This window comes from Faecalibacterium taiwanense, assembly GCF_036632915.2.
In the GTDB taxonomy this organism is placed as follows: domain Bacteria; phylum Bacillota; class Clostridia; order Oscillospirales; family Ruminococcaceae; genus Faecalibacterium; species Faecalibacterium taiwanense.
This window is the reverse complement of the sequence record NZ_CP155552.1, coordinates 1605993-1629501: the sequence shown is the minus strand read 5'-3', so window position 1 is coordinate 1629501 and position 23509 is coordinate 1605993. Positions and strand designations below refer to the sequence as shown.

Below are 23509 nucleotides of genomic sequence, written 5' to 3'. Positions count from 1 at the left end.
GTTTTCCGTGCACAGAAAGGAATAAAAACTATGCCTTCTTTGACGACCTACAAACTGCTCAAGCAGGAACACGACGCCCGGCGGGGCGAGTTCAAGACCGTGCACGGCACGGTGCAGACGCCCGCTTTTCAGAACGTGGCTACTGCCGGTGCTATCAAGGGTGGCCTTTCGGCCCATGACCTTAAGGAGATCGGTGCGCAGGTGATGTTGTGCAATACTTATCATCTTCACCTTCGCCCCGGCGACAAGCTGGTAGCCGATATGGGCGGTCTGCACAAATTTACCCGCTGGAACGGCCCCATTCTGACCGACAGTGGTGGATTTCAGGTATTCAGTCTGGCAAAGCTGCGCAAGATCACCGAAGAGGGCGTGACCTTTGCCTCCCATCTGGACGGCCACCGCATCTTTATGGGACCGGAAGAGAGTATGCAGATCCAGGCAAACCTTGGCTCTACCATCGCCATGGCCTTTGATGAGTGCGTAGAGAACCCCGCACAGCACGATTATTCCAAGGCCAGCTGCGAACGAACGACCCGTTGGCTGAAACGCTGTAAGATTGAAATGGCCCGCCTGAAGCACGAGGGCATTTCCGTGAATCCCGATCAGCTGCTGTTTGGCATCAATCAGGGCTGCACCTTTGCTGATCTGCGTGTGGAGCACATGAAGCAGATCGCAGACCTCGATCTAGACGGTTACGCCATCGGCGGTCTGGCTGTGGGCGAGCCCACCGAGGTGATGTATGAAATGATCAGTCAGGTGGAGCCCCACATGCCCAAGGATAAGATCCGCTATCTGATGGGCGTGGGCACGCCGGGCAATATCATCGAGGCCGTTGCCCGCGGCGTGGATCTGTTTGACTGTGTAATGCCCAGCCGCAACGCACGGCATGGTCACCTGAACACCTGGGGCGGTATCATCAACATTAAGAATGCAAAGTATGAGCGTGATGAACGCCCCATTGATCCTGCTTGTGGCTGCCCGGTCTGCCGCAGCTATTCCCGTGCCTATATCCGCCACCTGTTCAAAGCGGAGGAGATTTTGGGAATGCGCCTTGCCGTCATGCACAACCTGTGGTTCTATAACCATCTGATGGAGCGCATCCGGGATGAGCTGGATGCAGGCACCTTCATGGCTTTCCACGATAAATATGTAAAGCTTCTGGATACCCGAATTTGAGAATAAGCCTTGCAACAGGTCGTTTAAAAAGGTATAATAAACTTATCTGAATTTTGAGAGGAGATTTTGCCCCATGCAATTTCTGACTACCACTTCCGAAGGCTACATCAGCCTGTTCTTCACACTGGCTCTGATGCTGGTTCTGCTGTACTTCATGATCTATCGTCCCCAGAAGAAGCAGGAGAAGAAGGATGCCGCAATGCGCAGCAGCCTGGAGATCGGCGATCAGGTCACCACCATTGGCGGTGTCATTGGCCGTGTTGTTGCAATCAAGGACGATACCTTTGTTCTGGAGACCGGTGCTGACCGTGTGAAGATCCGCTTCACCAAGACTGCAATTTCCGCTGTTGAAAAGCTGAACATGGACAAGGCTGACAAGAAGTAAGCTTTCTCTTCAAACAATTAAGAGCATATCAAACGCGTCTTCCTGCATAGATTACTGGCAGGGAGGCGCGTTTTTATGTCTGAGAAAAATCTTTTCCCGGCGGAACTCCGGGTTCTTCTGCTGGCGGGGGCAGTCGGCGTTATGGTCACAGCGGGCGGGCTGGCCGCAATGGCAGCGCTGATGACAGCTCAGGGTTATTCTGGTGCCGCCGCACCGCCGCTGGCAACAGCAGCCGTTGGTGCAGGGAGCCTTTGCAGCGGTTGGATCGCTGCATTTTGCAAAAGGAACGCGGCCTGCTGTGCGGGCTTGTACAGGGCCTGTTTTATGCGGCATTGCTCGTGGTGCTCAGCGTTCCTTCCGGTACGCTTACGGAAGAGCCGCCGCTGCTGCGGTTTGCTGTGCTGATCCTGTGCGGCAGTATTGGCGGATTGCTGGGCATGGTGACCCGGGAGAAAAAGCGCCGCAGCTGAACAAATAAAACAAGGAGGTTCGATCATGTGGGTCTATCAGCAAACAGGAACGCCAGCGCATTTGCCAGAAGCCGCGCAGCCGCTTCCCACAGGTGAAGCTGCGCTTCTGCCGCAGCCGCAGAAAACACTGCCGCCAGAACGATCCGCACCGGAAGTGCCTTCACCGCTGCAGAGACATCACACGGAAACCCGGCAGAAAACCTGCTGGCTGCTCGTCTGTGCCTTTCTGATCGGCTCTGGCTCAGCTGGCGTGCTTCTGGCTTTCTGCGAAAAGCAGCAGCCGGACTGGCTGCAATATTACCTGCAAAGCTGGCGCGGCCTGTTTGCCGCTGCAGATGCACATACTGCGGCCAGCCTTTTCGGAATGGAATATCTTACGCTGGCTGCGGCCGCGACCCTTCTGTTCCTGATGGGCTTTTCCGCACTGGGGCCGGTTTTGATCTTTTTGTTTACGATGTTCTATGGGCTGGGAAACGGGACGCTGTTTGTGCAGCTGCTTTCCGACACGGCACTGAAAAGAGAAACGTGGCTTCTGCTGCTTGCATTTCTGCCTGCGGCAGCTGCTTCTGCAGGGCTGTGCACGCTCGGCACAGATTCTCTGCGGGTGAGCAGCCAGATCCGCGTCTGTTCCTTTTTTGCAGCAGGGCCTGACCGGGAGATCGTCCGGCCACATGGATTCATCCGGCAGTATCTGCTGACGCTGACGTTATTTGTGCCGCTGTGCGGCATTTCTGCAGCGCTTGCAAGCATTGGAAGCAGGCTTTGAGCAAGGGCTTTTCTTGCGGGTTTGCTTGTTATATGCTACAATAGAGAATAATAAAGCCAAGACAATGTAACAGGAGCTTTTTTGATGAAGGAACCAAAACTGAAAACTGTATATGTGTGTTCCAACTGCGGCGAGACAAGCCCCCGCTGGATGGGCCGCTGCCCAAGCTGCGGCAGCTGGAACACGATGAACGAGGACGTTGTAGCGGAAGCCCCCAAAGCAGGTACTGCCGCAGCCAAACAGGCGGCAGCCGCCCGCCCGGAAGGGGTGACCACCCTGACCGCAAAACGCCTTTCTGAGATCAGCATGACCGAAGAAAAAAGCCGTATTCTGACCGGCATTTCGGAGCTGGACCGTGTACTTGGCGGCGGCATTGTGCTGGGCGGCGTTGTGCTTTTGAGCGGTGAGCCGGGTGTGGGCAAATCTACTATGCTTCTGCAGCTGTGCGGTGCTATTTCCAACCAGCACAGCGTTTTGTATATCACTGGCGAGGAATCGGTGCGGCAGGTCAAGCTGCGCGCTGCCCGGCTGAAAGTGCCGCAGGATAACATCTTTCTGGCAGCGGAGAATGATGTGGACGAGATCTGCGGCCTGATCGAAAAAGAAAAGCCGGACCTCGTGGTCATCGACTCCATCCAGACGATGCGCTGCATGGATATCTCGTCCTCCGCCGGTACGGTAAGTCAGGTCAAGGAAAGTGCGGCCCGCCTGCTGGCCGTGGCCAAAAAGCAGGAGATTCCCATGTTCATTGTGGGCCATGTGAACAAGGACGGTGCCATTGCAGGCCCCAAAGTCATGGAGCATATCGTGGATACGGTGCTTTACTTTGAGGGCGATAAAATGCTGCCGTACCGCATCCTGCGTGCGGCCAAGAACCGTTATGGCTCCACCAATGAGCTGGGCATGTTTGATATGACGGGGCAGGGCCTTGCTGAGATCGAAAACCCTTCACAGATGCTGCTGGAAGGCCGTCCTCTTGGCGTTTCCGGCAACTGTGTGGCCTGTACCATGGAGGGCAGCCGTCCCATTTTGAGCGAAATTCAGGCCCTTGCAACCAAAACCAATTTTCCAGCACCGCGCCGTGCCTGCAGCGGCTACGACTACAACCGCATGAATCTGCTGATTGCTGTGCTGGAAAAGCGTGCAGGGTATTTCTTTGGCAACCTGGATGTATATATCAACATCGTGGGCGGCATTGCGCTGCGTGATACTGCCTGTGATCTTTCTGTCTGCTTGAGTATGGTCTCCTCGCTGCTGGACAGGCCCGTCAGCGATAAGCTGATCGCCATTGGCGAGGTCGGCCTTGGCGGTGAAGTGCGCAGCGTACCCAATCTGGAACAGCGCCTGCATGAGGCAGAGCGTATCGGCTTTGAACGTGCGGTGATCCCGAAGCACAGCCTGAATCATCTGAGTCCGGCAGATTATCCTGGAATGCAGCTGATCGGCGCGGCTTATATCACCGATGCGATCAATGCCCTGAAATCTGACCGCTTATAAGAGGAAAAACAATGTCGATCTATCTGGACGAGAAAAATCCCGGCAAGCACAAGCCCTTCGATGATGCTGCGCCGGACATTGTGGAATACGTCCGCTATCTGGAAGTGATCGCGGGCAAAAGCGCAAACACGGCGTTCAGCTACTACTGTGATCTGCGCGGATTCAGCCGTTTTATGAAGCGCCGCCGTGGGCTTGTGCCCGAAGACAGTGAGATGAAGGATATCGACCCCAAAGGGCTGGACACCGCATTCTGGGCCTCCGTAACAAAGGAGGATATCTACGAATATCTGTACTTTTTAAACCGCGAGTGCGGCAACAAAAAGTCCTCAACGGCCCGGCGGCTGGCAAGCCTGCACGGCTTTTATGATTACCTGGTCAATCAGGTCAACCGGCTGGATACAGATCCAACTGCGGCCATCCACCCACCCAAACAGGATAAGGTACTGCCCAAATATCTGACGGCGGAGCAGTCCATGGAGTTATTGGAAAGCACGCAGACCCAAAGCGATTTTCCGGAGCGGGATTATTGCATGGTGACGCTGTTTTTGAACTGTGGAATGCGTCTGGCAGAGCTTGTCGGCATGAATCTGGACGACATTGATTTGGAAAACCGCCAGATACGCCTGTTTGGCAAGGGCCACAAGGAGCGCATGGTTTATCTGAATGATGCCTGCATGGAAGCATTGCGGCTGTATCTGGGCAAACGCAATACGATGGAGGGGCTTCTGCCGCAGGAAAAGGCGGTCTTTATTACCCGACGGCGCAAAGAGCGTATCTCGAACCGCAGGGTAGAACAGCTAGTGACCGGTGCAATGAAAGCAGCCGGATTAAAAGGCTTTTCCACACATAAGCTGCGCCACACTGCCGCAACTCTGATGTATCAGACCGGCAATGTAGATATCCTTACACTCAAGCAGCTTTTGGGCCACAGCAACGTGTCTACCACACAAATTTATACGCACCTACAGGAATTTCAGGTGCGCGCGGCTATTGAAGAAAACCCGCTGGGCAAGGTCAAAAAGCCCAAAGCATCTTCTCACATCTTGGATACAACAGAAAAGGAAACAGGGGAGACAGCAGAGGATTCAGCTCTGGATGAGGAACTTTCGTCTGCGCCCATGAAAGCCTTTGAGGGTGCGGCTCAGGATGGCATCGGGCTGGATGCTTCCGTGCTTGCAATGAAGCCTGATGCGAACGCTGGAAACGGAAATTCCTGAACCACATAAGAATACCCATAAAATGGAACGATACCGTCTGTGACGCGTCCAAAGTGCGGATATGTCATCGGCGGTATTTTTATAGATATATTTATATAAATAATGGAATGATAAGCTGTGATCTGGCCAGCGATTTGAAATCGCACGAGCAAATGGTCGTTCACAGAAAAATAAAAAGATCAGAATGACCACAGAACTTATAGCAACATAAAAAGAGAATCTGGAAAAATAAAATGCAAGCGCGCATAGCAGCGGCAGACTGTGCAGCTTTGTAATTTGTAAGTCCATAAAAAGATTGTAGCACCAAAATACTAATGAGACACAAAAATATAAAAAACGCAAAAGTTGAATCATACGGTATTACAGATGGCTGCAGATCCGCAGGTCGCGGAAAAAGGCCAGATTCAGGAAAATAGAGATTTTTCACTTCCCTATATTTCGCATAACGTGCATTATACGAAAATTATGCAATCAAAAAAATAAGACCGCCCTTCTCTTCTGGTTATGAGTTCAGCGGTCTTAAAATACTGATGGCTGTATGGTGTTGGGTTCAGAATGTTATCGCTTCTTCTCCTTTGGTGATGCTATGCTGATACTTTTTAATTTAAAGTGAACCCGGCAAGCTGCTCGGCCTGCGGCTGTGTGCCAAAGTATGCACAGATCGCTTCGTAATAAACGCGGGCTGTTTTTTTACAACCTTCTTCGCTGCCGAACTGTGCAACATCTGCTTCATTCGTTACAAAGCATTGCTCTGCCAGCACTGCCGGACAATTTACATCTTCCAGCAACGTAAAGCTTCGCTCTGCACGCACCTCGGTGTGGGTGCTTTCCACCAGTTGCTTCTGATCGTTTTCCAGATAATAAATGTATCGGACTCCCCCGCGCCCACGCAGAGATGCTCCTGCAGCCTGCATTCCTTTGGCAAGCAGCTGCGCAAAGTAAAAGCTTTCCTGATGCCAAGTCCGGCCCGGCACTGCCGGATAGCACTCAAAGCCGGATGCAGTGGAGCCATTTGCAGCTGAGTTGCCGTGGATGGAAAGCAGCAGCTGCGGTGCCTGTTCGTCCGCTCTGGCGGCACGCTGGGCGGGCGTAGTGGTTTCATCAAAGCTGTCACGGGTCTGCAGCGGAATAAAATTAGAGTCCTGCTGCAGCAACCGGATCAGTTCCGAGGCGGTTGCTGCGGTCATATCTTTTTCTTCGATCACTCCCCTTGCACCCGGGTCTGCTCCACCGTGCCCGGCATCGATCACCACGCGGTAAGGCGGATCACCGACCTGCGGACGGAATTCTTCACCGGCGATGCTTTCCGCTGGCTGAGCTGTCTGCAGAGTCAGCGCTGCATGCCAGAGTGAGCTGCCAAACCAGATGCCCACTGCGCAAAAAAGCAGAATGACCGTATTTTTGAGCACATGAGAAGTCTGTTTTCGTCTTTTTGAGTGCGCGGCATTGGAATATCGTTTTGCCATTTTGGCTTACATCCTTATATTAGCATTCTTTATAGAATACGATCCTGCTCTGCAAATTCCTTCAATGTAAGAAAAAGCTACCCGAAAAATCCTTCGGATAGCTTTTTCTTTATTTCAGCTCTACCACGGTCACGCCGCTTTCACCCTCGCCATAACGGCCCAGACGGAAGCTTTTGACCATGCGGTTGCCGCGCAGATGCTTGTGGATAGCTGTGCGCAGCGCACCGGTTCCATTGCCGTGGATCAGATAAACCACTGTCTGTCCGTTCAGGATGGCACGGTCGATAAAGGAATCCACCTCCGGCAGCGCTTCGTCCACCGTCAGGCCCAGCAGATTGCATTCCATCTTGGCGGAACGCTGTACCCTCTCTACCCTGCCGTTCGGGCGGTTGGCATCGCCGGTCAGGCGGGAATAGCGCTGCTGTGCTTTAGTCTGCGGTTTCTTTTCCTTGACCAGCTTTTCCGGCTGTTTCAAGCCCTTGAGCGGAACTTTGGTCTTGATGATGCCTGCACGCACCAGAACATCGCCGTTTTTATCCGGCAGGGCCAATACGGTGGCCAGCTGGTTCAGCTCTGCAATGCAGACCTCCTGCCCTACCTTGACCTCTTTCAGCGGCACAAATTCCTTGACGGGGTTATGCACCGCCTCAGAGCCGATAAACAGCTTTTCCGATTCTTTTTTGGCGATCTCGCGGGCGCGCTGAGCTTTCTGCTGGGTGCTCATGCGCTCGTCCTTCTGCAGCTGACGCAGTTCATCGGTCAAGGCGTAAGCCTGACTTTCCACCTGTTGTGCCAGCGCACGAGCCTTAGCACGGGCAGCTTCCAGTTCATTTTCGCCCTGACGGATCAGCTCATCACGCTTTTTCTGCGCGGCTTCCAGCTGGTGGGAAGCTTCATTTTTCAGCTCTTCCACCTCGTTCTGGCTTTCCTTCAGCTGCAGCTTCAGATCATCCAGCTGTCCCAGAACGGCATCCAGACGCTTATCCTCTGCGGAAAGATGCTGCTGTGCCGCTTCGATCACGCGCTCCGGGATGCCCAACTTTTCGCTGATGAGGAACGCATTGGATTTGCCCGGCACGCCGACGCTCAGCTTATAGGTCGGGCGCAGCGTTTCCAGATCAAACTCACAGCTGGCATTGACAACGCCCTTGGTTTCCAGAGCAAACACCTTCAGCTCAGCGTAGTGAGTGGTGGCCATCAGCAGCACGCCGCGGCGGCGCAGCTCTTCAATGATGGCCACAGCCAGCGCAGCACCTTCGGCGGGGTCGGTACCGGCACCAAGCTCGTCCAGCAGCACCAGTGTGTGCGGCATGGCAAGCTCCAGAATGCCGGTGATCTTTTTCATATGACCGGAGAAGGTGGAAAGGCTCTGCTCAATGCTCTGTTCATCGCCGATATCCACCAGAAATTCGTCAAATACGCAGATCTCGCTGCGCTCGTCAGCCGGGATCAGAAAGCCGCACTGCGCCATGGCGCACAGCAGGCCCGCTGTTTTCAAGGTGACGGTTTTGCCACCGGTGTTCGGTCCGGTGATGATCAGAGAATCGTAATCCCTGCCCAGAGCAATATCCACAGGCACGCACTTTTTAGGATCGATCAGCGGGTGGCGCGCACGGATCAGCGAGAAGGAATCGTCGGTGCGGACAGCAGGCTTGAATGCCTTGAGATCCAAAGCCAGCCGTGCCTTTGCCAGCAGAACATCGATCTCCAGCATAGCCTTGTAGCTGTACTGGAACTGCGGCTCAATGGCGGCCACCTGTGCGGTAAAGGCCACCAGAATGCGCTCGATCTCCTGCGCTTCCTGCGCACGGTACTGCAAAATGCGGGCATTGGCTTCCACAACGGCCTGCGGCTCCACAAAGACGGTGGCTCCGGTAGACGAAACATCATGAATAATGCCGCTCACCTCACCGCGGTATTCGCTCTTGACCGGCACAACATACCGGCCATTGCGCATGGAAACCACGCTTTCCTGTAGATACTTGGAGGTATCCATATTGCGGACCATGCTCTCCAGACGGTCACGGATGCTATTCTCCGTTGCGCGGATCTTTTTGCGCAGGTCGTTCAGGGTATGAGAGGCCGTGTCTGCCATGGCATCCGGTGCCAGAATGGCGCTGGAGATCTGCTGTTCCAGGCCCGGCTGCGGTGCCAGCGCATAGAACAGATCGTCTGTAGGCAGAGCGTCGTGCTCCGAAGCGCCATACCAGCTTGAAAGATTCTGAAAATTGCGCAGTGCACCAGCCACCATCAACAGCTCGCCCATTGAAAGTACGCCGCCTTTTACGGCGCGGGCCGCCAGCTGACTGACATTCTCCACGCCGCCAAAGCGCGGGGAGCCGTTTTTGATCAGCAGGGTGTTGATGGCATCGGTCTGTTCCAGCGCATAGCGCACCTCGTCCGGGTCGCACTGCGGCTGAGTGGCAAGCAGCATTTCGCGCGCTTCCTTGCACACGCAGCCCTCTGCGGCACGAGCGACGATCTTATCCAGTTCCAGAGTTTTTAAGTAACTTGTTTCCATAGGTTCCCTTTATGCTCAGGGCAGCAGGGTCTTTAAAAAGTCATAGCTTTTCAAAGGCTTGTCCATGTGGGTCAGTGCATAGCGCTCTGCCACTGCGGAAAGCTTTTCCAGACTGCCCACAGAAATTTTGAATGCAAATATTTTTTTGTCGTCCACAAGGCAGATGTGCCGCAGCGCATACAGTGCGCCCTGATCAAGGTTGCAGGTCTTTCCTGCTTTTGCGGCGCAGTCTGCACAGAGCAGATGGCCTTCCTGCACATCCAGATAGAACGCAGCACCATCATAGGCGCTGCAATCGCGGCAGCACACGATCTGCGGCATAAAGCCGCACTCGCTCATGGTACGCAGTTCAAACACGGCCTTGATCACCCGCAGATCCGTTTTGCTCTCGCTGATCATATAGAAACAGTTGAGCAGCAGCCGAAGCTCCCGCTGTGCCTCCTGCCCGGTGGGCGAAAGGGTCATTGCCATTTCAGCCATATACATGGCAAGACTCATGCCCTCAATGCTGGACGAGATGCCGTGAAAGACATTTTTCACTTCTGCTTCCCGCACAGTGTACATGTTGCGGCCCGGCACCAGTGTGAACTCGGAGTAGCAGAACAGCCCGCACGCGCTGAACAGCTTGCTCTTCAGCCGCAGGCTGCTCTGCGCTGCTGCCGAGATCACGCCCAGTTCCGGTGTCAGGATCGTCAGAATGCGGTCCGATTCCTTATAGCGGGTCTCCTTCAGCACCAGACCCGTGGTTACAAAGGCTTCCATTTTCTTGGTCCTCTGCCGGGGTTTCTTCCGGCCGCTGTTGTTTATAATCGAGATAACGAAGAATGTTTCCCGTGCAGGCAAACGCCTGCCAGCTTGCTTGTGCATCCATTTGCAGCACCTCTTCCCTGTTACGGATAGTGTCAGGTTTATTTTAACCGTTCATCCAAGGGAATTCTGTCCTGCTTTGGCAAGTGTCAGCGGTTATTGGTGTTCTGCTTGAAGCCAAAGTTGTTCAGCAGGAACTCGTTATCGCGCCAATCGGATTTTACCTTTACCCAGCACTGCAGATTGACGCGGCAGCCCAAAAACTCTTCGCAGTCTGCACGGGCAGCACTGGCAATTTTTTTCAGCATTGCACCGCCTTTTCCAATGACCATGCCCTTGTGGCTTTCGCGCTCGCAGTAGATATTTACATCAATATCGATCAGGTCGGTGCCCGGGCGCTCTTTGAAGCGCTCCACCACAACAGCAATGCCATGGGGGATCTCGTCGCGCATGAACAGCAGGGCCTTTTCACGGATGACCTCCGCCACAAGCTCCTTTTCCGGCATATCCGTGTAGGCATCATCATCAAAATAATGCGGGCCTTCCACAGCATAGCGGCTCAAAGCATCGAACAGCACTTCGCAGCCGTCGTTATCACGGACGCTGATGGTGTAGATATCGTCGAATACACCCAATGCCTTCAGCTCTTCTTTGCGGGCTTCCAGATCAGCAGGCTCCTTGACAAGGTCGGTCTTGTTGATGACTGCAATTGCCGGGCCGCCGCTGCTGCGCAGCATATCCACCAGCACCATTTCCGATTCATTCAGTGCGCCGTAAGGCTCAAACAGCATCATGGAAACATCCACATCTGCAATGGAATCGCTGGCAGTCTTATCCATCCGTTTACCCAGTTTGTTGCGTGCCTTGTGCACACCGGGTGTATCCAGCAGCACATACTGCAGCGGCCCGCGGGTGATCACGCCGGTAATGCGGGTACGGGTGGTCTGCGGCTTGGAAGTGACGATGGCTACCTTTTCGCCAACCAGAAGGTTGGTCAGACTGGATTTGCCTACATTGGGACGGCCAATGACAGCCACAAAAACGGAAGAAGTATCATAATGCCCCTGAATGGGTGTAGCGTTACTCAAAATCTAGCTCCTGTCTGTATTGTGCGGCAACCGCACGGTGAATCTATTACTCGGTATAGCTTACGGTGCGCGGCAGGCCCAGCTGCAGCAGAACAGCTTCCTCTTTCTCACGCATCCGCATGGCTTCCAGACCGCCATTTTCGTGGTCGTAGCCCAGCAGGTGCAGCATGGAGTGCACCGTCAGGAACGCCACCTCACGCTGCAGCGGATGGCCGTAGAGGTTTGCCTGCTCCTGTGCACGCTCCATACTGATGACGATGTCACCCAGCATTTTGCAGCCGTTGTTCTCGTCAACATCATATTTGCCGTCTACACCCAGAGGGAAGCTCAGCACGTCGGTGGGCATGGGCTTGTTGCGGTACTGGTTGTTCAGCTCAGCAATGGCGGCGTTATCCACAAAGGTCACGCTGATCTCTGCAGGAGCTTCAAAATGCTCATACTCCAGCACGGCATTACAGGCACGGCGGATGAGAATGCGCAGACCGGAAGGAACCTTGACGGCCTTCTGTGAATTGGTGATCAAAACTTTATTGGACATAAATCAGTCCACTCCTTTCTGTTTTTGATGGCTTTATATGAATTCTGGTGATTTTATTTTTCAGGGTGTGCAGCCTTTTCGTAAGCCTTGATAATCTCCTGCACAAGACGGTGGCGCACAACATCTTTCTCAGTAAAATAGCACTGTGCAATCCCATTTACATTTTTAAGCACGTGCAGTGCATCCACAAGACCGCTGCGGGTGCGTTCCGGCAGATCGATCTGGGTCACATCACCGGTAACCACCACCTTGGAGCCGACACCCATACGTGTGAGGAACATTTTCATCTGCTCCGGTGTGGTGTTCTGTGCCTCATCCAGAATGATAAAGGAATCATCCAGCGTGCGTCCGCGCATATAGGCAAGCGGTGCAACCTCAATGATCTGCTTTTCCACAAGGCGCTCGTAAGTTTCGGCACCCAGCATATCAAACAGGCCGTCATACAGCGGGCGCAGATAAGGGTCTACCTTCTGCTGCAGATCACCGGGCAGAAAGCCCAGCTTTTCACCTGCTTCCACTGCCGGGCGGGTGAGCACGATGCGGGAAACATCCTTGGCTTTAAAAGCCTTTACCGCCATGGCAACGGCCAGATAGGTCTTGCCGGTACCCGCCGGGCCAACGCCAAAGGTGATGGCATTGGTGCGGATGGCATTGAGATATTCCTTCTGGCCCAGTGTTTTGGGCCGGATCGGCCGTCCCTTGACCGTTACGGTAACAAAATCTTCGGTCAGTTCCTTGACCCGCTTTTCTGCTCCGTCGTGCGCCAGACTGATGCAGTAGCGCACGGTCTGGTCTTCCAGCGGTGTATGATTCTCGATCAGAAGCAGCATTCCCTCCACAGCGCGGCTGGCCGCGGCAACATTGGCCGGTTCGCCTGAAAGCCGCAGCTGCGTGCCCCGGCAGACCGCCGTAACAGAAAATTCGTTCTCCAGCAGACGGATGTTCCGGTCGCAGTTGCCAAAAACAGCTGCGGCGACCTCTACACTATCCAGTTCAATATTCTTTTCTGCCATGTGCTCCTCCTGAAAGGATATATTTTAATGCTTCTATTGTACCACCAAAATCTCGAGAAGAAAACTGTGAAAAGTACACAAAATATTTTCATCCGTTCCATCGGTTTTTTCATACGCCAAGGCAGCTGCCCATGCAAAGCGTCAGCGGCAAAAAAGAAAATGCAGGAACAGGAATGCATCCTGTACGAATGATCTTGTCAAGCCCTTTTGTGCCACAACCACAGAGAAAAACAAAACATATCTTTGGCCAAAAAGACAATAGCAAACTTCTCCCCTGCGTGCTACAATAGCAAGCGTTGTGCGGCTTGCACCCGGCCGGCCGCTCCGGAATGCTGAAATCAAAGGAGAAGGAACCATGAAACAACTTTTTCTGATGCCCGGTGAAGAACGCTGCGAACGCTTCAAGGATGGCAACGGTATTCCGAGAGTTCACTACTCCTATCGCTCGATGCACGGTGCATTCTTCGACTGCGAGAGCCGCAGTTTGGAGGAAGCCCAGCGCCTGTGTGAGGACTGGCTGGTAGGTCAGGACCGCTGCTACCGCAACTGAAATGAAAAATAGAAACCTCCGCTTCCCTGTCGATACTGCCGCTGGGAAGCGGAGGTTTTTGCTTTTACAGGTTTATTTCCACAGTTGAGCGCAGACAAGTTCCAGCACACTGCCCGCGATGCAGCGGGCCTTATCCGAAATGAGGAAACAGTTGGAAAGTTCCTCTTTGCGAGGGTCTATATCGGCCACCTTAAAACCGGGCGTTACCGGATAACTGCTGCGCAGAAGTCCGCGCAGAATGCCCGTGATCTGCGTGGTCACAGAGATCATGGCACCATCTGCCGTGCGGATCTGCGCAATGGTCTCACCCGCTTCCACAATATCTCCAATTTTGCGGAGATCCATAAATATACCGGCCGTGCCGGCATGGATCACGCGCTCTTTTCCGTAGCCTCCAACGATTCCGGGAATGCCGGTATCAGGGATGGCACTGCCTTCCCGAATGATGCGTCCCAGCCGGTGGCCGCGTTTGGTCTCCACCACCACATCCACATCCTGCCCGGCCGTGAAACCGGGGCCGAGTGCAATGGTCAGGGGTGCCATATCCCGCGTTGTGCCAAGATTCTTTTTGGCAAGGATCGCATCCACAAGGACATCCGGCTTTGCGGGCGCAATGCTTTTTCCTTGCGGGTCTACCAGAACAGGAACGGCATTCTGTTTCCAGATTTCTTCTGCCTGCGCCAGAGTTTCGATCCGTACCGCACGCAGACCTTCAACGGCGGTCTCACCTTCATAAACGGCTTCGCACAGAGAAACCTGCCGCCGGATCGCCGCCGGATGCTCCGCTTCCAGCACCAGCACACGCAGGCCTGCGCTCCACAGCCGGTGAATGGTGCCGGTAGCAAGGTCGCCACCGCCGCGCACAAGGATCAGTGCATCCTTCTTCATTTGATCTCCTCTCCGGGCTGGAGTCGAGTCAATACGATCTCCATAGACCCACCGCAGGCAGCAATTGCTGCATCATCATTTTTGCCGTCTGCCGAAAAATGCAGCCGTTGATACGCCGGAGCAGCTCCCGTCAGCATTTCCTGTGCAGCCAGAATGGTGCGGTGCTCCATAATACCGCCGCCCACGCTGCCCACAATAGAGCCGTCTGTGCGAACCAGCATTTTTGCGCCGATTTCCCGCGGCGTAGAGCCGTGCCGCGCCGCAATCACGGCAAGCACCGCCTGCTGCCCGGCGGCATCTGTCTGAGCCATGGCTTCCAGAAGGGCAGATGAAAAGCCCTCCGTCTGCGGACGCGCATTCTTGATCGATACGATCTGTGCCAGAATGGAAAGTGCGATCTCCTCTGCCGTCTGTGAGCCGATGGAAAGCCCGATGGGTGCGTACAACGCCTCCACTCTTTCGGCATCGATATCGGCTTCCAGAAGTTGACGGCGCACCAGTGCGGCACGCCCGCGGCTGCCCATCATGCCAACATAGGCTGCAGGCTTTTTTAATATCACCTTCAGGCAGTCCACATCAAATGCATGTGCCCGGGTGACGACCACAAAATAAGTCTCTGCGCCGTCAGGTACCTGCGCAAGCGCTTTATCAAACGGCAGGCAGAGCACTTTATCGGCTCCGGCCAGCCGCAGCTGCTGTGCATATTCCTCGCGGTCATCCATTGCAAGGACCGTCAGGCCCAGCAGCTTTGCAAGCTGCACAACGGCTGCAGCCACATGTCCACCGCCGCAGACTACCAGCTGCGGCACCGCGCCAAAGCGCTCCGCAAAGATGTCTGTGCCTGCAACAGAGTGGATACCAGCTGCTGTGCAGCCCTGCAGTTCTGTCAGGTGCTGCAGCAGTACGGTGCTGTCTCCCCTCTGCCACACAGGCCTGCCCTCCAGCAAAAGCAGCTGGCTCCCCGCGGCATCGCCCTCTAACTGGGCTACCATCGTCCAGCCGCCCATAGAACGGGCTTTTTGCAGCATTGTATAAAGCGGCATTTTACCCATGCGTCATTCTCCTGTTTTATCTTTATTACTGTTCTACTGCTGCGGCCTGATCGTAACGTGCCGGGTCCAGCCGGTTCTGCCACTGCTCAAATTCTTCCGGCAGCATCCGCCAGGCAAGGCCGCAGCCTGCGGAGATCTCGCGCGGCAGTGGGATGAGCCTGCCCGGAACCTTCTCCGCAAGGCACTGCTTTTCCCATTCCATGGCATCCAGCGTTGTGCGGAATGAAAGAACAATATAAGTTTTTTTGATGCGCATATCAGGTCTCCTGTGCAAGCTCCTGAACAGCGGCTGCTGTCTGAAGCACTTCGGCTTCCGTATTGAAATGCGAAAAGCTGAACCGTACCACGCCCTGTTCCACCGTGCCCAGCGCTTTATGCATCAGCGGTGCACAGTGCGCACCGGCACGCACACAGATGCTGTAGTCCTCCCACAGAATATCTGCAATGCGGGCTGAATCTTCGTCTCCGATGTTGAGCGAGATAATGGGAGCGTGCAGCGCCATTTCCGGGTCGCCGTAGATCTTCACGTTCGGCAGATCTCGAATGTTTTTATAAAAGAGCGCCGCCAGTGCAGTTTCTTTTGCACACAGCGTTTCCACGCCCTGAGCCAGAATCCATTCCACACCGGCACACAGGCCCGCCAGACCCGGAACATTGAGCGTCCCGGCTTCCAGAGCGGTGGGCATCTGTGCGGGATGCTGTTCATCAAAGCTGTGTACGCCGCTGCCTCCCACTACCAATGGCTGGATGGAAAGCCCCGGGCGCACATACAAGCCGCCTGTTCCCTGCGGGCCAAGCAGCGCCTTATGCCCGGTGAAGCATAGCACATCAATGCCCAGTGCCTGTACGTCAATGGGCTGTGAACCCGCCGTCTGGGCCGCATCCACGATCAGCAGCAGGCCGTGCCGGTGCGCAAAACCCGCTGCTTTTGCAAGATCCGTTCCGTTGCCGGTCACATTGGAAGCACCTGTTACGACCAGCGCTTTTGTATTGGGCTGAACCAGCTTATCCCAGTCATCATATTGCAGCCGTCCGCGCTCATCCACGCCTGCAAAACTGAACTGCAAGCCCTGTTCCCGCAGCCGGTAGAGCGGCCGCAGAACAGAGTTATGCTCACATACCGTTGTGATGATATGATCACCCGGTGCAAAAAGACCACCCAATGCAATGTTCAAGGCCTCCGTTGCATTTGCCGCAAAAGCAATACAGGACGGGTCTGGTGCGTGGAGGAGCTTTGCCATTGCGCACCGCGCAGCATAAACAAGACGGCTTGCGTGCAGCGTGGGCTCATGAGCACCCCGTCCCGGATTGCCTGCCGTGCGCATTGCGTCCAGCACAGCCTGCTCTACCTGCGGCGGCTTGCGCAGGGTCGTGGCAGCGTTATCCAGATAGATCACGGTTTCACCACGTTGCCTGCCTGCGTCAGCTTTTCCACGATGGTGTACATGTTGGTCACACTGCCAACAGCAAGCTTTTCGGTCAGGCCATAGAAATTCAGGCAGGTGCCGCAGGTCATGATCTCCACGCCCTGTGCTTCCAGTGTCTTCAGGTCATCCAGCATGGGCGAACCCTCACAGGTCAGGGACGCGCCGCCGTTATAGAACAGCACTGTTTTGGGCAGCTGATCCTGCTGGGTAAGTGCGAACACAAAGGCCTTGAGCAGGGACTTGCCAAGGTCATCTGCGCCAATGCCCATTTTATCAGAGCTGATGGCAACCACCGTGTCCGTGCGGGTGTCCAGTGCACAGGCCGGTGCTTCTTCAGTGGGTGTTTCGGACGCTTCGCCGACCGTGAACAGCACGCGGTATTCCCGCTCGGCCAGCTTTTCGGCGCTGTACTGATAACCTTTCTGCTGGGCCATTTTGGTAAGGTTCTGCACGGCGATCTCATTATCCACCAGCACTTCCACCTCACCGGCACCCTTCAGTTCAGAGATCGCCTTTTTGGCTTTTACAACGGGCAGCGGGCATGCGTCACCACGGGCATCAACTTTCAGCATCATAATTGTAGGTCTCCATCAGTATTTTACAGTGATTTCCTGTTCGGTTTTGGGTATGATCTCACCCACGATCTTTGCGGGCAGGCCAGCGGCCTGCAGCTCTGCTTCCAGCGCATTTGCTTCTTCTGGCAACACGGCCAGCAATAGTCCGCCGGAAGTCTGTGGGTCAAACAGCACCTCTTCCATTGCAAACGGCACATTTTCAAAAGTGACATATGGGCCGGTATGGTTGCGGTTGCGCTGTCCGGCAGCGGTATACAAAAAATCATCTGCCGCTTTTTCGGCTCCCGGTAGAACCGGCACCATCCGTGCATCAATGATACAGGAAAGCTTTCCGCCCATCATCTCGTGCAGATGGCCCAGAAAACTGAAACCGGTCACATCGGTTGCCGCGTGGACCGTATACTTTCGGCTGATCTCGGCAGCGTTTTTGTTCAGCGTTGTCATGGACGCAATGGCACCGGCCATATCTTCCGGTGCCGCTTCGCCCACACGGTTTGCCGTGCAGATCAGGCCCACGCCCAGAGCTTTTGTTAAAATCAGCTTGTCGCCGGGCCTGCCGGAATCATTCGTATACATTTTTTTCGGGTCCACAAGGCCAGTCACCGAAAGTCCGTATTTCACACCTGTATCGGCAATGGAATGCCCGCCTGCAAGGCTTCCGCCCGCTTCGGCCACCTTCTTGGCTCCGCCGCGCAGAATCTCGCCCAGAATGTTCAGATCCATGCTCTCCGGGAAGCAGACAAGGTTCAGTGCAGTCTTAACCTCGCCACCCATGGCATAGACATCACTCAGGGCGTTGGCCGCTGCGATCTGCCCGAAGGTATAGGGGTCGTCCACCATCGGCGGAAAAAGTCCACCGTCTGTACCAGCGCCACATCATCGGTAATGCGGTATACAGCCGCATCATCCCGGCTGTCGTACCCGACCAGAAGGCTCGGGTCTCTTGCACCGCGCGGCAGCTTTTCCAGAATGCGGCTCAGCACACCCGCTCCCAGCTTTGCAGTGCATCCGCCGCCGGTGCAGAACACGATCTTGCCCTCTTTGCTCATGCACGTTCTCCTTTCTCGAAATGAGACATAGCGCAGGAAATCCGATAAATTTTTTTCAGAATATCAGCCACCTGCCGGGCCAGGGCAGCCTGCTCTTTTGTATCGACCTGATTGAGTACAACATAAAAGCTGCGATCCCCTACAGCCTTCCTTCCACCGGCTTCACTTGCAAGCAGATTTGCCAGAAGTTCCGGTGTCAACTGCGCATCCTGCGGAACACAAAGCAGCTCTGCGGCAAGCTCTGCCCGGAAACAGACCTCCCGGAGCGGATGCCTCAACGCAGAAAGCCCTGCTACGGCCAGAACCGTATCGCACTGCGGTAAAAGCACCGGCTCGTGCGCAGCGGGTGCCTTGCAGGGCATCCGTTTTGCGCCGTCCGCTTCAATGAGCACGATATCTGCAAGGGTCATCCAGCGCTCCAGCTGTGCCTGCGGCGGGGCCGTCAATTTGCCGCCGTGTGCAGCGGTTCCAGCCACGGCATAACTGCTGCACTTCCACAGACGGAAAAGCTCTGCATCCGTCTGTGCCCAGACCCCGCCGGGCGGCTGCATAATATGGGTGGTGGTAGCGGCCAATACCCGCCAGCCCTTGCGGGCGCAGTGCGCAGCCAGATTGTACATCAGTGTGGTCTTTCCGCCGCCGCCCACCAGAGAAATAACATGTCCCTTCTCCGCAAGAAACGGAAAAATTTTTTCGTCGATCATTTCTGCTTTTCTGCAACTGCCATGGCGATTTTTTCCGGTGTGATGGGCAGCTCATAGAACCGGGTGCCGATAGCGTTATAGATGGCATCGGAAATGGCAGGCAGCGGTGTATTGATGACGACCTCGCCGATGGACTTTGCGCCAAAGGGTCCGTTGGGTTCATAGCTGCTCTCGAATTCAACCTTGATCTTGCCCACATCGGTGCGGGCCGGAATTTTGTACTGGAACAAAGAGTTCTCTTCCGGGTAGCCATTTTTATCGTAGGTGATGTTTTCGGTCAGAGTCATGCCGATGCCCTGCAGCAGACCGCCCTCAGCCTGCACACGGGTCAGGTTCGGGTTGATGGGCGTGCCGCAGTCCACACAGGCATCAAATTCCAGCAGCTTTACCTCGCCGGTCTCAGTATCCACTTCCACCTCAGCAGCACCAACCATGAACGGCGGCGGCGACAAAGGCGAAGTATGCGTTTCGGTGGCTTCCAGCGGAACCATGTGGCCGAACTGAGAAGCATACGCGATCTCGCTCAGAGACTTTTTCTGTGTGGGATCTTTGCTCTTGAAAACATCTTTTCCATCAAATTCCACCTCGTCCTCGGTGCATTCCAGCAGCTCTGCGCCCAGCTTGCAGATCTGGCCGCGCAGCTTCATGGCACACTTTTCGGTGGCCTTGCCGGTAACGTAAGTGGTACTGGACGCATAGGAGCCGGAGTCATAGGGCGAGGTATCCGTATCAGCTCCGAAGACCGTGATATTGTCCAGCGGGCAGTCCAGCACTTCGGCGGCGATCTGCGCCAGTGTAGTGTCACAGCCGGTGCCCATGTCGGCCGCACCGATCATCAGGGTGTAGAAGCCGTCGTCATTCAGTTTCAGGGTGGCACTGCCCACATCCATGCCGGAAATGCCGGAGCCCTGCATCGCCATGCCCATACCGACAGCGCGCACCTTACTGTTGCCCATATCACGGGCAGGGTATTTGTGCTCCCAGTCGATCATATCCCGCACCTTGACAAGGCAGCGGTCCAGCGCGCAGCTGGTGTTGACAGCCCCATAGTAGGCGGGCATCACATCGCCCTCCTGTACGGTGTTTTTCAGCCGCAGCTCAAAGGGGTCCATATTCAGCTTATGAGCCAGTTCATTGACAGCAGATTCTACGGCAAACAGTCCCTGCGTTGCGCCGTAACCGCGGTAAGCACCGGCAGACATGTGGTTCGTATACACCACATCACTGATAAAGCGGAAGGCTTCTGCCTTGCCGTACAGCGGGATGGACTTGTGACCGGAAAGGCCCACGGTCGTAGGGCCATGCTCACCATAAGCACCGGTATTGGAAAGGGTGTACAGATCAATGCCCTTCACAACGCCGTCCTTCGTGGCACCCAGCCGCACATGGATCTCCATTTCGTGACGCGGCGAGGATGCGATCTGGCTTTCCACACGACTGAAAATGATCTTGGAGGGCTTTTTGGTCTTCCAAGTCACAAAAGCCGGATATACCTCACTGACCGCCGTCTGCTTGGCACCAAATCCGCCGCCGATGCGGGGCTTTGCCACGCGCACCATTGATTTGGGAATATGCAGTGCGTTCGCAATATTGCGCCGTGCATGGAACACGATCTGCGTGGAGCTGAGCACATTCAGCCGCCCATAGGTATCAATGGAGCAGTAGGTGCGGAAGGTCTCCATCATGGCCTGCTGGCAGGCCTTGGTGTGGTACACATGGTCAATGACTACATCGCTGGCCGCCAATACAGCATCGATATCGCCGGAACCACTCTCATCGTGGGCGCAGAGGTTGCGTTTGTTGTCGGCTCCCACCGGGCACAGACTGGCCCAGTTGTCCTCCGGATGCACCAGAATGGGGTTGTCCTTGGCAGTGTGATAGTCCAGCACTGCTTCCAAAACCTCATACTCCACCTTGATGAGCTTGAGAGCCTTATCCACGCACTTTTCGTCCTTACCGGCCACAATGGCCACCACATCGCCCACAAAACGCACATGGCGGTCAATGAGCAGGCGGTCACGCGGACTGGCTTCCGGATAGGTCTGGCCAGCCTGCGTGTAGCGCGGCGCATCCTGCGGCACATCCTCCCATGTAAAGATTGCCTCGATGCCGGGCACCTTTTTTGCTACAGCCGTATTGATCGTTTTGACGATGGCATTTGCGTGCGGAGAGCGCAGCAGCTTTACGATCAGGCAGTCCTGCGGGATCACATCGTCCATATAGACGGGCTGGCCGGTGACCAGCTGCATGGCATCCTTTTTACGGAAAGGCTTGTTGATGGTACTCATTCTGCGGCCTCCTTCTGCTTTTTCCATGCCAGAAAGTTCATGATGCCGCGCAGCTGGCCCTCATAGCCAGAGCAGCGGCAGAGGTTGCCGGAGAGATATTCCTTCACTTCTTCCTCACTGGGGTACGGATTCTCGCGGAAGAGGGCCAGCGCGTTCATGATAAAGCCCGGGTTGCAGAAGCCGCACTGCTCTGCACCCTGATCCGCGATAAAGCCGCCGAACTCCGCGGCTTCTTCCTGCAGGCCTTCCAGTGTGGTAATGCTGTGGCCGCTGGCACGCGCTGCCAGTACCGAACAGGACAGCACCGGTTTCTCGTCCAGAAACACCGTGCACAGACCGCAGTTGGAGGTCTCACAGCCGCGCTTGACGCTCTTGCAGCCGTGGGCACGTACAAAATCGATCAGCAGCATATCTGCAGCCACATCCTCTGTGACCTTGATGCCGTTCAATGTAAGAGTGATCTGCATTTAATTTTCCTCCTGTGCCGTGCGTGCTTCCAGTTCCAGAACAGCACGCTTTGTCAGAACGCCTGCCAGATGGCGGCGGTACTCGGCATTGCCGCGCATATTGGAGCCAGTGACAATTTTTTGCTTTACTTCATCGGCAAAGTTCTGCGCCAGTTCCTGCGCAGAAACACCCGCCTTTGCCGGCAGCTCAAACAGCACAGCCTTGAGCGGCCGCGCACCGATCGCAATGCGATAGCTGCCGTTTTCCAGACGGGCGGCAGCGCAGGTAAGCACCGGGATATCAGTCTGGCTGTTGCGCACGGACTGATAGAAAAATTCTGCTTCTTCCTTTTTAACAATCAGCCGCACAAGGATGTCCCGGTCATAAGGGCGCTCAGCATACTCCTGCAGGGATATGATCCCACCCTTGTACAACTCCACCGAACAGTCCATGGCCATAAACAGCGTGAGCACATCGGAAAAGCCGAACCGGCTGTAGATGCTGCCACCCACAGTTGCCAGATTGCGCAGCTGCACGCCCACGATATGCCGCAGCGCTTCCTTTACTGCGCCATGGGTATACGCAGCAAGGCCGGCGTGCTCTTCCAGCTGGCGCAGTGTAACCATGGCACCAATGGAAAAGCTGCCCTCGGTCTCCTCTATGGTGTCCAGTTCCAGACCGGACAGGTCGATGGCTGTACCGACATTGATGTTCTCCATTTTGAGCCAGATCATGCCGCCCAGCACACGGTTGGCCTTTTTCTGGTTCAGCTGCCACGCTTCTTCCAGACTTTCGGCCTGCTTATATTCTCGGATCGTCATCATAGATGCAGGTTCCTCTCTCTTTTTTTCTCTGTTCTTTTATTTTAACACAGATTTCGATATAATACTATTGTGAATTCGTTTCAGAAAGAGTGGTACTATATGAAAGAACTTCTTCCGGTGGGCTGTGTCATCATGGCATCCGGTCTGAGCCAGCGCTTCGGCTCCAACAAACTCCTTGCGCCGTTCTGCGGGGAACCGATGCTATGCCGCGCATTTGCAGCGACCGATACTCCAAAGCTTTCGGCCCGCATCGTGGTGACACGTTCGGACGAAGTTGCGCAGCTTTGCCGCTCCCGCAACGTTCCGGTGCTGCTGCACGATCTGCCTGGTCGAAACGATACGGTGCGGCTGGGTCTTTCTGCGCTGCTGGAACAGGTTCCGGAGCTTTTTGGCTGCATGTTCCTGCCGGGAGACCAGCCGCTTTTGTGCCGCGAGACAGTGGAAGCCATGGCAGGCATCTCCGGATGGGATCAAAGAACTCGGCTGGAACGGCAAAAAGAAACAGAACGGGAGATCTTCCGTCTGGGATTCCGGGTCCGTAACGACCCGTCTCCCCTTACTGGAAGTCCCGTTCTGTTTGAAAAAGGACTTTTTCAGGAACTGCTCACCTTGCCGCAGGGCATGGGCGGAAGTGTTCTGCTTCGGAAATATCCCGCGCATGTTCACACCGTTTACATTGCGGATCGGAATGAATTGGCCGATGCCGACACGCCCGAAGCACTTGCGCAATTGGAAGCGCTGGCCCGGCAAAAGCTTTGAGC

Annotated in this window: 23 protein-coding genes and 1 pseudogene; 8 read left to right on the top strand and 16 right to left on the bottom strand. The window is 55.1% G+C overall.

The window, feature by feature from the left end; genetic code table 11:
- Positions 1 to 30: 30 nt before the first annotated feature.
- The 6 genes from tgt to PXT33_RS08125 all read left to right on the top strand — a co-directional run bounded on the left by tgt (position 31) and on the right by PXT33_RS08125 (position 5511).
- Entirely contained in the window at positions 31 to 1176 is a 1146-nt protein-coding gene (gene tgt, locus PXT33_RS08150) for a tRNA guanosine(34) transglycosylase Tgt (protein WP_332376303.1), read from the top strand.
- A 73-nt stretch (positions 1177 to 1249) separates the two neighbouring features.
- Positions 1250 to 1561 (top strand): preprotein translocase subunit YajC, encoded by a 312-nt coding sequence (yajC, locus tag PXT33_RS08145; protein ID WP_005942086.1) that lies wholly within the window; start codon positions 1250 to 1252, stop codon positions 1559 to 1561.
- A 251-nt stretch (positions 1562 to 1812) separates the two neighbouring features.
- Complete coding sequence (locus PXT33_RS08140; protein WP_347070279.1) at positions 1813 to 2031, top strand: TIGR04086 family membrane protein; 219 nt, start codon at positions 1813 to 1815, stop codon at positions 2029 to 2031.
- Positions 2032 to 2056: 25 nt separating this feature from the next.
- A complete protein-coding gene (locus PXT33_RS08135) occupies positions 2057 to 2797 on the top strand; it encodes a hypothetical protein (RefSeq protein WP_332376302.1) in 741 nt (246 codons plus the stop codon).
- 150 nt (positions 2798 to 2947) lie between these two features.
- Positions 2948 to 4294: a DNA repair protein RadA gene (radA, locus tag PXT33_RS08130; protein WP_242821940.1), complete on the top strand. Its 1347-nt coding sequence runs from the start codon at positions 2948 to 2950 to the stop codon at positions 4292 to 4294.
- Positions 4295 to 4305: 11 nt separating this feature from the next.
- Entirely contained in the window at positions 4306 to 5511 is a 1206-nt protein-coding gene (locus PXT33_RS08125; RefSeq protein ID WP_332376301.1) for a tyrosine-type recombinase/integrase, read from the top strand.
- 599 nt (positions 5512 to 6110) lie between these two features.
- Here the strand turns inward: PXT33_RS08125 and PXT33_RS08120 are convergent.
- The 6 genes from PXT33_RS08120 to PXT33_RS08095 form a co-directional block, all read right to left on the bottom strand.
- On the bottom strand, positions 6111 to 6977 hold the full coding sequence (locus PXT33_RS08120; protein WP_243111868.1) for an N-acetylmuramoyl-L-alanine amidase: 867 nt from the start codon (positions 6975 to 6977) through the stop codon (positions 6111 to 6113).
- Positions 6978 to 7086: 109 nt separating this feature from the next.
- Positions 7087 to 9498, bottom strand: a complete 2412-nt coding sequence (locus tag PXT33_RS08115) for an endonuclease MutS2 (RefSeq protein WP_294647448.1) — start codon at positions 9496 to 9498, stop codon at positions 7087 to 7089.
- 15 nt (positions 9499 to 9513) lie between these two features.
- Entirely contained in the window at positions 9514 to 10260 is a 747-nt protein-coding gene (gene recO / locus PXT33_RS08110; protein ID WP_044953693.1) for a DNA repair protein RecO, read from the bottom strand.
- Between the two features lie 194 nt (positions 10261 to 10454).
- The gene (gene era / locus PXT33_RS08105; protein ID WP_154255692.1) at positions 10455 to 11393 is read right to left on the bottom strand and encodes a GTPase Era; all 939 of its coding nucleotides are present in this window, start codon (positions 11391 to 11393) and stop codon (positions 10455 to 10457) included.
- Between the two features lie 46 nt (positions 11394 to 11439).
- Entirely contained in the window at positions 11440 to 11931 is a 492-nt protein-coding gene (gene ybeY, locus PXT33_RS08100) for an rRNA maturation RNase YbeY (RefSeq protein ID WP_097775507.1), read from the bottom strand.
- 53 nt (positions 11932 to 11984) lie between these two features.
- Positions 11985 to 12944, bottom strand: a complete 960-nt coding sequence (locus tag PXT33_RS08095) for a PhoH family protein (protein ID WP_005942102.1) — start codon at positions 12942 to 12944, stop codon at positions 11985 to 11987.
- A gap of 355 nt (positions 12945 to 13299) precedes the next feature.
- Here PXT33_RS08095 and PXT33_RS08090 point away from each other — a divergent pair, with 355 nt between their 5' ends.
- A complete protein-coding gene (locus PXT33_RS08090; protein ID WP_097781781.1) occupies positions 13300 to 13494 on the top strand; it encodes a DUF3873 family protein in 195 nt (64 codons plus the stop codon).
- 72 nt (positions 13495 to 13566) lie between these two features.
- Here PXT33_RS08090 and yqeB read toward each other — a convergent pair whose 3' ends face one another.
- The 10 genes and pseudogenes from yqeB to PXT33_RS08040 form a co-directional block, all read right to left on the bottom strand.
- Positions 13567 to 14382 (bottom strand): selenium-dependent molybdenum cofactor biosynthesis protein YqeB, encoded by an 816-nt coding sequence (gene yqeB / locus PXT33_RS08085; RefSeq protein ID WP_298637894.1) that lies wholly within the window; start codon positions 14380 to 14382, stop codon positions 13567 to 13569.
- Positions 14379 to 15434 carry an XdhC/CoxI family protein gene (locus tag PXT33_RS08080; protein ID WP_332376299.1) on the bottom strand — a complete coding sequence of 352 codons (1056 nt, stop codon included), beginning with the start codon at positions 15432 to 15434 and terminating at the stop codon, positions 14379 to 14381. Before PXT33_RS08080 ends, yqeB begins: the two co-directional genes overlap by 4 nt.
- 25 nt (positions 15435 to 15459) lie before the next feature.
- Positions 15460 to 15690 carry a DUF3343 domain-containing protein gene (locus PXT33_RS08075; protein WP_097775510.1) on the bottom strand — a complete coding sequence of 77 codons (231 nt, stop codon included), beginning with the start codon at positions 15688 to 15690 and terminating at the stop codon, positions 15460 to 15462.
- A 1-nt stretch (position 15691) separates the two neighbouring features.
- Positions 15692 to 16831 carry an aminotransferase class V-fold PLP-dependent enzyme gene (locus PXT33_RS08070; RefSeq protein WP_332376298.1) on the bottom strand — a complete coding sequence of 380 codons (1140 nt, stop codon included), beginning with the start codon at positions 16829 to 16831 and terminating at the stop codon, positions 15692 to 15694.
- Positions 16828 to 17433, bottom strand: a complete 606-nt coding sequence (gene yedF, locus PXT33_RS08065) for a sulfurtransferase-like selenium metabolism protein YedF (RefSeq protein WP_332376683.1) — start codon at positions 17431 to 17433, stop codon at positions 16828 to 16830. The genes PXT33_RS08070 and yedF overlap by 4 nt, the downstream gene beginning before the upstream one ends.
- 18 nt (positions 17434 to 17451) lie before the next feature.
- A pseudogene (gene selD, locus PXT33_RS08060) lies at positions 17452 to 18485 on the bottom strand (selenide, water dikinase SelD).
- The gene (gene yqeC, locus PXT33_RS08055) at positions 18482 to 19189 is read right to left on the bottom strand and encodes a selenium cofactor biosynthesis protein YqeC (RefSeq protein ID WP_332376296.1); all 708 of its coding nucleotides are present in this window, start codon (positions 19187 to 19189) and stop codon (positions 18482 to 18484) included. The pseudogene selD and the gene yqeC overlap by 4 nt, the downstream one beginning before the upstream one ends.
- Positions 19186 to 21477 carry a molybdopterin cofactor-binding domain-containing protein gene (locus PXT33_RS08050; protein ID WP_332376295.1) on the bottom strand — a complete coding sequence of 764 codons (2292 nt, stop codon included), beginning with the start codon at positions 21475 to 21477 and terminating at the stop codon, positions 19186 to 19188. The genes yqeC and PXT33_RS08050 overlap by 4 nt, the downstream gene beginning before the upstream one ends.
- Positions 21474 to 21944: a (2Fe-2S)-binding protein gene (locus tag PXT33_RS08045; RefSeq protein WP_005942122.1), complete on the bottom strand. Its 471-nt coding sequence runs from the start codon at positions 21942 to 21944 to the stop codon at positions 21474 to 21476. The genes PXT33_RS08050 and PXT33_RS08045 overlap by 4 nt, the downstream gene beginning before the upstream one ends.
- Positions 21945 to 22748, bottom strand: a complete 804-nt coding sequence (locus PXT33_RS08040; RefSeq protein ID WP_332376294.1) for an FAD binding domain-containing protein — start codon at positions 22746 to 22748, stop codon at positions 21945 to 21947.
- A gap of 99 nt (positions 22749 to 22847) precedes the next feature.
- On the opposite strand from PXT33_RS08040, the gene PXT33_RS08035 reads away from it, so the two are divergent.
- Complete coding sequence (locus PXT33_RS08035) at positions 22848 to 23507, top strand: NTP transferase domain-containing protein (protein WP_005942125.1); 660 nt, start codon at positions 22848 to 22850, stop codon at positions 23505 to 23507.
- The last annotated feature ends 2 nt before the right edge of the window (positions 23508 to 23509 follow it).